This window comes from Micromonospora mangrovicola (genome assembly GCF_047200535.1).
GTDB lineage: Bacteria > Actinomycetota > Actinomycetes > Mycobacteriales > Micromonosporaceae > Micromonospora.
The window spans coordinates 1-571 of record NZ_JBJZOG010000260.1; the positions used below are offsets into that span (position 1 = coordinate 1).

At 69.0% G+C, this 571-nt stretch carries 1 protein-coding gene; it reads right to left on the reverse strand.

Annotation, left to right across the window (positions count from 1 at the left end):
• The coding region (gene coaD, locus ACL02O_RS34375) for a pantetheine-phosphate adenylyltransferase (RefSeq protein ID WP_412822351.1) at window positions 1–420 on the reverse strand (420 nt) is incomplete at its 3' end.
• Window positions 421–571: the final 151 nt, after the last annotated feature.

The window sequence follows — 571 nt, forward strand, 5'->3', positions numbered from 1 at the left end:
GGACGGACGGGCCGACTGTGCCGAGCGGTATGCGCGTGCGACCGTGGACGAAGTGGCAGCCAGCTGCGGACGGGACGGCAACCAGACGGTCTGAATGCCGAGCTGCTCGTTCATCGCAGCGAGCTGGTACTCCTGGCGAAGGTCCGCGGCCGTACGTAGGCCGCGGACGATGACCGCTGCGCCGCGGCGCAGGCAGTAGGCAGTGGTCAGGCCGGTCCAGGTGTCCACCTCGACATTGCCCCAGGCCGCCGGCAGGGCGTCACGCACGCGTACGGCCCTGGTCGTGGCCTCGGCGGTCGGTCGCTTGTCGGCGTTCACCGCCAGCAACACGATGATCCGGTCGAACATCACCCGGGCACGGGCCACCAGGTCGCGGTGCCCCGGGGTGAACGGATCGAACGTACCGGGATAGACCGCCAACGAACCGTGTACCGGCACCACTGCACGATCCGACTTAGCCGTCACCGCGACTCCCACCACATGGCCACGATCATCCCAGCCGTACCTGTGCCGACCCGACTGTGGGCCTCGTCGTCACCGCCGACCACCGCCGACATCCTGATCTGCCGCC